Genomic DNA, 7,644 nt, shown 5'->3' on the forward strand with positions numbered 1-7,644 from the left:
GGCCGGAATCCAGCTGCTTGACTTGAATGCGCCGTTTGGATGCCGGCCTGCGCCGGCATGACGGTTGAACTCTGATTTGTATTTATTGGCAAACCCGGGCGGCGCTGGGAGGCGTGAATGACCGAAGACCAACTGGAACAGGAAGCCCTAAGCTGGCTGGTGGAAACAGGCTATCGCCATGTCTGTGGCTATGACATTGCCCCCGATGGGGATACGCCGGAGCGTACCGACTACAGCCAGCCGCTGCTGGTGGAGCGCCTGCGTACTGCCATTGCCCGCCTCAACCCGCAGTTGCCACTTGTTGCACGCGAAGATGCGCTGCAGCAGGTGCTGGACCTCGGCATTCCGGCGCTGCTGTCTGCCAACCGGCATTTCCACGGTCTGCTGGTCAACGGTGTGCCGGTGAGCTACCAGAAGGATGGCGAGACGCGCGGCGACTTCGCCCGGCTGCTTGACTGGGAAAACAGCGCCGGCGCTAACGAATTTCTGGCGATCAACCAGTACACCCTGAAAGGGGCGAAGCAGTCACGCCGGCCGGACATCATCCTGTTCGTGAATGGCCTGCCGCTGGTGTTGCTGGAGCTGAAAAACCCTGCCGACGAAAATGCCGACATCTGGAAGGCCTTTGACCAGATTCAGACCTACAAGGAACAGATCCCCGATGTGTTCCAGTACAACGAGATTCTGGTGATTTCCGACGGCAGCCAGGCGCGCATGGGGTCGCTGTCCAGCAATGCTGAGCGCTACATGCAGTGGCGCACCATCGACGGGGTGAACCTCGATCCGCTGGGTGAATTCAACGAGCTGGAAACGATGATTCGCGGTGTGTTCGCGCCGGCGTATCTGCTCGATTACCTGCGCTACTTCGTGCTGTTTGAAGACGACGGCACGCTGATCAAGAAAATTGCCGGCTATCACCAGTTCCACGCGGTGCGCTCGGCCATCGGCCAGGTGGTGGCGGCCTCGCGCACCGATGTGATTGGTAGCCGCAAGGGCAAGGGCGGCGTGGTGTGGCACACGCAGGGCAGTGGCAAGAGCATCACCATGACCTGCTTTGCCGCCCGCGTGATGCGCGAGGCGGCAATGGAAAACCCGACCATTGTGGTGCTTACCGACCGCAACGATCTGGATGGTCAGCTGTTCGGCGTGTTTTCGCTGGCGCAGGATTTGCTGCGCGAGCAGCCGGTGCAGGTGGAAACCCGGCAGGATTTGCGCGCCAAGCTGGCGAACCGCCCGTCTGGCGGCATTATCTTTGCCACCATCCAGAAATTCGCCCCCGGCGCGGATGAGGACAGCTTCCCCGTGCTGTCTGATCGGCACAATATCGTGGTGATTGCCGATGAAGCACACCGTACCCAGTATGGCTTTGAAGCCAAGCTGAAAGAACGCAAGCAGCCGGATACCCCTAAAAACACCGCCCAGGATGCCAGCGGGCAATATCTGGCCAGCACCTATCAGGTGGGCTACGCCCAGCATCTGCGCGATGCACTGCCGAACGCGACCTTTGTGGCGTTCACCGGCACGCCGGTTTCCAGCGAAGACCGCGACACCCGCGCGGTGTTCGGCGACTACATCCACATCTATGACATGCAGCAGGCCAAGGAAGATGGCGCGACGGTGGCCATCTACTATGAGTCGCGGCTGGCCAAGTTGCGCCTGAAGGAAGACGAGCTGCCGCAGATCGACGATGAGGTAGACGAGCTGGCCGAGGACGAGGAAGAAGGCCAGCAATCGAAACTGAAATCGAAATGGGCCGCGCTGGAAAAGATCGTCGGCGCCGATCCGCGCATCAGGCAGGTGGCGGCCGATCTGGTGGCGCATTTCGAGGAACGCCAGCAGGCGCAGCGCGGCAAGGCGATGGTGGTGGCCATGAGCCGCGACATCTGCGTGCATCTGTACAACGCCATCCGCGAACTGCGTCCAGACTGGCATGACGACGACCCGGAAAAGGGCGCGATGAAAATCGTGATGACCGGCTCGGCCAGCGACAAGCCCTTGCTGCGCCCGCACGTCTACCCGAAGCAGGTGAAAAAGCGTCTGGAAAAGCGCTTCAAGGACCCGGATGACCCGCTGCAGCTGGTGATTGTGCGCGACATGTGGCTGACCGGCTTCGACGCGCCCTGCGTGCATACGCTGTATGTGGACAAGCCGATGAAAGGCCACAACCTGATGCAGGCCATCGCCCGCGTCAACCGCGTGTTCCGTGACAAGCAGGGCGGGCTGGTGGTGGATTACATCGGCATTGCCAACGAGCTGAAGGCCGCACTGAAGGAATACACCGCCAGCAATGGGCGCGGCAAACCCACCGTCGATGCGGCGGAAGCGTGGTCGATTCTTGAAGAAAAGCTCGATGTGCTGCGGGCGCTGCTGCATGGTTTTGACTACAGCGGTTTTGCTACCGGCGGCCACAAGCTGCTGGCCGGCGCGGCCAACCATGTGCTCGGCCAGAAGGACGGCAAGAAGCGCTTTGCCGATACTGCACTGCAAATGAGCAAGGCCTTCAGCCTGTGCTGCACGCTGGATGAAGCGAAGGCGGTGCGCGAGGAAGTGGCCTTCCTGCAGGCGGTGAAGGTGCTGCTGACCAAACGCGAGTTGTCCGACAAGAAGCGCACCGACGAAGAGCGCGACCTCGCCATTCGCCAGATCATCGGCCAGGCCGTGGTCAGTGATGAGGTGGTGGATATTTTCGATGCGGTCGGGCTGGAAAAGCCCAATATCGGCCTGCTGGATGACGAGTTTCTGGCCGAGGTGCGCAACCTGCCGGAGAAGAACCTGGCCGTGGAACTGCTGGAGCGCCTGCTGGAAGGCGAAATCCGCAGCAAGTTCGCCAGCAACGTGATCCAGCAGAAGAAGTTCTCCGAATTGCTGGCCAATGTGGTCAAGCGCTATCAGAACCGCAGCATCGAAACCGCGCAGGTGATGGAAGAACTGGTCGACATGGCCAGGAAATTTCGCGACGCAGCAGGGCGGGGCGAAGCGCTGGGCCTGTCGGATGACGAGGTGAAGTTCTACGACGCACTGGCCAACAACGAGGCGGCCGTGCTGGAGCTGGGCGACGAAACGCTGAAGAAAATCGCCCACGAGCTGACCGAAAATCTGCGCGCCAACATCAGCGTTGACTGGTCGCAGCGCGAAAGCGTGCGCGCCAGACTGCGCATCATGGTCAAGCGCATCCTGCGCAAATACAAATATCCGCCTGACGGCCAGGACGAGGCTGTACAGACTGTGTTGCAACAGGCCGAGGCACTGGGTGAGGTATGGGGTTAATTATTGATCCGACCCTCTGGTGTTTTCACTCGTAGGTGCGTGCTTGCTCGCGATCAGCAACGCTTCGCGAGAGCAAGTTCGCTCCTACGGAAATTTCTGAGGGCCGGATCAATAAGGCTATGTCCCAGAACGATGTTGTGTCACAGAAACATGAGAAACCACTTCGTCATACCGGCGTCCCACGGGGATTCCCTACGGTCAAAGCCGGTACCCAGAGTGCATTTTTATCCGGAATCCCTGGATTCCGGCCTGTGCCGGAATGACGAATTCAAGATCACAACACGGTTTGGGTACATAGCCTTTTACTGGGTCAGTCTGTAAAAACTTTGTTTGACCTGATCACATTCTTCGGCACTCCTGATTGCCTCACTCCACCGTCACGCTCTTGGCCAGATTGCGCGGCTTGTCGACGTCGGTGCCCTTGCGGCAGGCGTTGTGGTAGGCGAGCAGCTGCAGTGGCAAGGTCATCAGCAGCGGCGCCAGCTCGCCGCTGGCCGGGATGGTGAGTACGCGGTGCGCAAAGCTGGCGTGTTCAGTGCAGCCGGGCTCGGCAATCAGGTAGATCTGGCCGCCACGCGCTTCCACTTCGCGCAGATTGCTCAGCACTTTGTCGGTGAGCCGGTCGTGGCGCAGGCAGACGATCACCGGCATCGTTTCGTCGACGAGCGCCAGCGGGCCGTGCTTGAGCTCGCCGGCGGCGTAGCCTTCGGCATGGATGTAGGCAATTTCCTTGAGCTTGAGCGCGCCTTCAAGCGCGATCGGGTAGAGCAGGTGGCGGCCAAGAAACAGGGCGTGGTCGGCATGGCTGAGTTCATGCGCCCATTTGGCGATTTCCGGTTCAAGGGCAAGGGTATCGCTGCAGAACTGAGGAAGCCTGCCGAGCAGGTGCTGGTACTCCTGCAGGGTATGACGATCCAGACGCTCGTGTTGCTGGGCCAGTGTGGCGGCCAGCGTGAAGAGCAGCGCCAGCTGGGTGGTGAAGGCCTTGGTCGAGGCGACGCCGATTTCGATGCCGGCGTAGGTGAGCGCCAGCAGGTCGGCTTCGCGTGTCAGCGACGAATGCTGGACATTGCAGATCGCCAGCACGGTGACCTGGCCGCGCTCGCGCGCGGCGCGCACGGCGGCGAGCAGGTCGGCGGTTTCGCCCGACTGCGAGATGGCGACGATCAGCGTGCCTGCTGGCTCGCGCGCCAGCCGGTAACGATATTCGCTGGCGATGTCGACGCTGACGGGCAGGTCGGTCATTTCCTCGATCCAGTAGCGGGCCACGAGTCCGGCGTGATAGCTCGAGCCGCAGGCGAGGATGCGGATGTGCTGCACGCCCTGGAACAGCGCCTCGGCCTGCGGGCCGAAGAGCGCGGGATGAAAGCCCAGCTGCAGGGCGCGTTCGACGGTGCTGGCCAGCGCGGCCGGCTGTTCGAACATTTCCTTCTGCATGAAATGGCGGTAGTGGCCCAGGTCGGTTGATTCGGGACTCAGGTCGACGGTGCGGCACAGACGTTGCACAGGCTGGCCCGTGCTGTCGATGATCTGGCAGTGCTCGCGGCTGATGCGGGCGATGTCGCCTTCTTCCAGATGCGTGATGCGTTGCGTGAAGGGCAAGAGCGCGGCGATGTCGGAGGCGAAGAAGTATTCATTGAAGCCGCTGCCGATCACCAGCGGGCTGCCACGGCGCACGCAATACAGCGTGTCCGGTTCGTGCTGGCTGATGATGCCCAGCGCGTAGGCGCCTTCCAGTCTTTGCAGTGCGGCCTGGATGGCCGGCAGCACATGCCCGCAGTGCTGCAGCTCGGCGTGGATCAGGTGGGCGATGACCTCGGTATCGGTTTCCGAGGTGAAGGTGTAGCCGGCGGTAAGCAGCTGGGCGCGGATCAGTGCGTGGTTTTCAATGATGCCGTTGTGCACGACCAGAATGCTGTCGCCACCCAGATGCGGGTGGGCATTGGCCTCGCTGGGTTCTCCGTGCGTGGCCCAGCGCGTATGGGCAATGCCGGCTTTGGCCGTGGCATTGGCGCTGGCGCTGGCCAGCTCGCTGACGCGGCCCTTGACGCGAATGCGTGCAAGGCCGTTTTCGCCCATAAGCCCAAGACCGCTTGAGTCGTAACCGCGATACTCCAGCAGCTCCAGCCCGGCCAGCAGCATGGGTACGACGTTGCGATCGGAAATGGCGCCGACAATCCCGCACATGATTTGCTTCTCCAGATGTAGTCATCGTTATCTACTGAGTTATACGGCGCTTTATGTTGCAGTGCGATAACTGCAACACCTTAGCGGGCTGGTGAACGACAGCTTGTGGCCCGCTTTCACTGCGAAGCCGGGAAAAATGCAGGAAAACCAAAAACCAAGTCGCTGATTTTGCAGGCAGTGATTTGTGCCAGGCATTGTCCGCAGCCCGCTGCTTGACGTCGGGATGCCGGTCGGAAATCCGGTTGGTGCAACACCCTGCTAGACCGCTTTGCGACGCCATGCTTGCCTGCGTGCCGCTCGACGGATGGCAATGGCAGCAAGCGGCAGTGTTCCTAGATTGAAATCGTTGCCGCATGGGAGTGCATAATGGCTTTGCAACTGCTGGCTATGGGTGTGATCGGAGTGCGCCTGTACGATCGTATTCTTACTGCTCCGGCCCGCTATCCCGAAGAACTGGCCGACCAGCTCGTCGACGAAATCCACGCTTATCTGCCGCGTGCATCGCTGGAAGAAAAGGAGATTCTGTTCCTGCTGGTGCGTGACATGCACGATGTGCTGGCGCGGCGGTTTTGCGAGGTGTCCGAACCGCTGGCCCGCCGGCAGATCGCTTTTTTGCTGGGGGAAATGCTGCAACGCGCCAGGCGGCTTGCCCGTCATGGCGCAGTCTGATTCGTTCGGGCTTCGCTTGTTCGGCTTCGACCATCTGTAACGCGGGCCGGGCAGCGTCGCCCGGTCATATCCGCTATGCTTGCGTCAATATTTCATGGGCGAGTGACGCATGCGTATCCGTACTTCCGAATTGATTACACCCTTCTTTGGGCTCAGCGCCATTGTCTTGCTGTGCAGCATGGCATTTCTGGTGATGAAGCCGTTTCTTGGGCCCATCCTGTGGGCCGCCATTCTGGTCATCGCCACATGGGCGCCTTACCGTTTCCTGTTGCGTTTGTGTCGTGGCCAGCGTCTGCTGGCGGCGCTGCTGATGCTGGCGGCGCTGACCGGTTTGCTGTTGCTGCCGCTGCTGATCGGCGGCAGCCAGTTTGTCGAGCAGGCAGGCATGCTGGTCGTCAAGGTGCGTGACGCCTTCGCGCATGGCTGGCCGGCCCTGCCGGCATGGCTGGTCAAGCTGCCCTGGGTGGGGGCGAACATCGATCACTACTGGAGTCTGCTGGGGCAGGGCGACACCGAGCTGCTGGCCCGGATTCGCGAGTATGCCTCGCCGGTCGCGCATTTCCTGCTCGGCATCCTGGCGGCGCTGGGCCGGGGTGTGGTGGAGCTGGCGCTCAGCTTTGCCATCGCACTGGTCTTCTATTTGGAAGGGGAAACCGTGCGCAAATGGCTGGTGGCCCTGATGGGCAAGCTGGCCGGCCCGCGTGGCGACGAGCTGCTTGGCATCGCCGGCTCTTCGATCCGTGGCGTGGTCAACGGCTTTGTCGGCACGGCGCTGGTACAGGGGGCGCTGGCCTACGTCGGTTATCTGATCGCCGGCGTGCCCAATGCGGCAACCTTCGGTTTTGCCAGCTGTTTCCTCTCGGTGGTTCCTGGCGGTCCGGCCTTGCTGGGCTTGCCGGTGGCCGGCTGGCTGTATCACAACGGCGAAACGGGCTGGGCCATTTTCCTGGCGGTCTGGATGGTGGGGATCGTTGGCAGCGCGGATAATGTCGTCAAGCCGCTGCTGATCGGCAAGAACAGCAATCTGCCTTTCGCCCTGATTCTGTTCGGGGTGCTGGGCGGAGCCATTTCGATGGGCATCCTTGGCGTCTTCCTAGGTCCGACGCTGCTGGCGCTGTTTTATTCGCTGGCCAAGGGCTGGTTGTTCAATGAAATCGTTGAAACCGCGATGCCGCCAGCCGCCAGAACGGCGGCAGACCGCAAGACGGACACGGATGCCTGAGGCGTGAGGCGGCGAGACGCGGCTGACTGAGCGTGTTGCGCGCGGCGTCCCGCACAGTGGCGCCCCGTGGGGTGCGTGCCGAGCAGGTTTGCCGATCAGTAGTACCTCCTTTGGGCATCGCCAGACAAAAGCCCCGCAATTGCGGCAATGCCGCTCAGTTAAGCCTGAGCGGCATTTTTCTTGACTGGGTAACGGGTTTTGCTCATCTTCACTGTGCGCGGATAGCGCCGCTCGCTGCGACGTGGCGGCAGAATGAAGCGCTTGATGTTGCTGCGCATCGCCTTCAACTTGCCCGGGAT

Annotated in this window: 4 protein-coding genes; 3 read left to right on the forward strand and 1 reads right to left on the reverse strand. The window is 61.4% G+C overall.

Features of this window, described 5'->3' with window-relative positions; all coding sequences use genetic code 11:
- Positions 1–117: 117 nt before the first annotated feature.
- Positions 118–3,267 (forward strand): type I restriction endonuclease subunit R, encoded by a 3,150-nt coding sequence (locus tag C515_RS0110965; protein WP_028455578.1) that lies wholly within the window; start codon positions 118–120, stop codon positions 3,265–3,267.
- A 366-nt stretch (positions 3,268–3,633) separates the two neighbouring features.
- Here C515_RS0110965 and glmS read toward each other — a convergent pair whose 3' ends face one another.
- Complete coding sequence (glmS, locus tag C515_RS0110970; protein WP_028455579.1) at positions 3,634–5,454, reverse strand: glutamine--fructose-6-phosphate transaminase (isomerizing); 1,821 nt, start codon at positions 5,452–5,454, stop codon at positions 3,634–3,636.
- Positions 5,455–5,820: 366 nt separating this feature from the next.
- Between glmS and C515_RS0110975 the strand changes: the two genes are divergently transcribed.
- Together C515_RS0110975 and C515_RS20665 are read left to right on the forward strand one after the other, a co-directional pair.
- Entirely contained in the window at positions 5,821–6,123 is a 303-nt protein-coding gene (locus C515_RS0110975) for a hypothetical protein (RefSeq protein WP_028455580.1), read from the forward strand.
- Positions 6,124–6,232: 109 nt separating this feature from the next.
- On the forward strand, positions 6,233–7,345 hold the full coding sequence (locus C515_RS20665; RefSeq protein ID WP_051304859.1) for an AI-2E family transporter: 1,113 nt from the start codon (positions 6,233–6,235) through the stop codon (positions 7,343–7,345).
- Positions 7,346–7,644: the final 299 nt, after the last annotated feature.

This window comes from Chitinilyticum litopenaei DSM 21440 (assembly GCF_000428145.1).
GTDB classification, from domain to species: domain Bacteria; phylum Pseudomonadota; class Gammaproteobacteria; order Burkholderiales; family Chitinibacteraceae; genus Chitinilyticum; species Chitinilyticum litopenaei.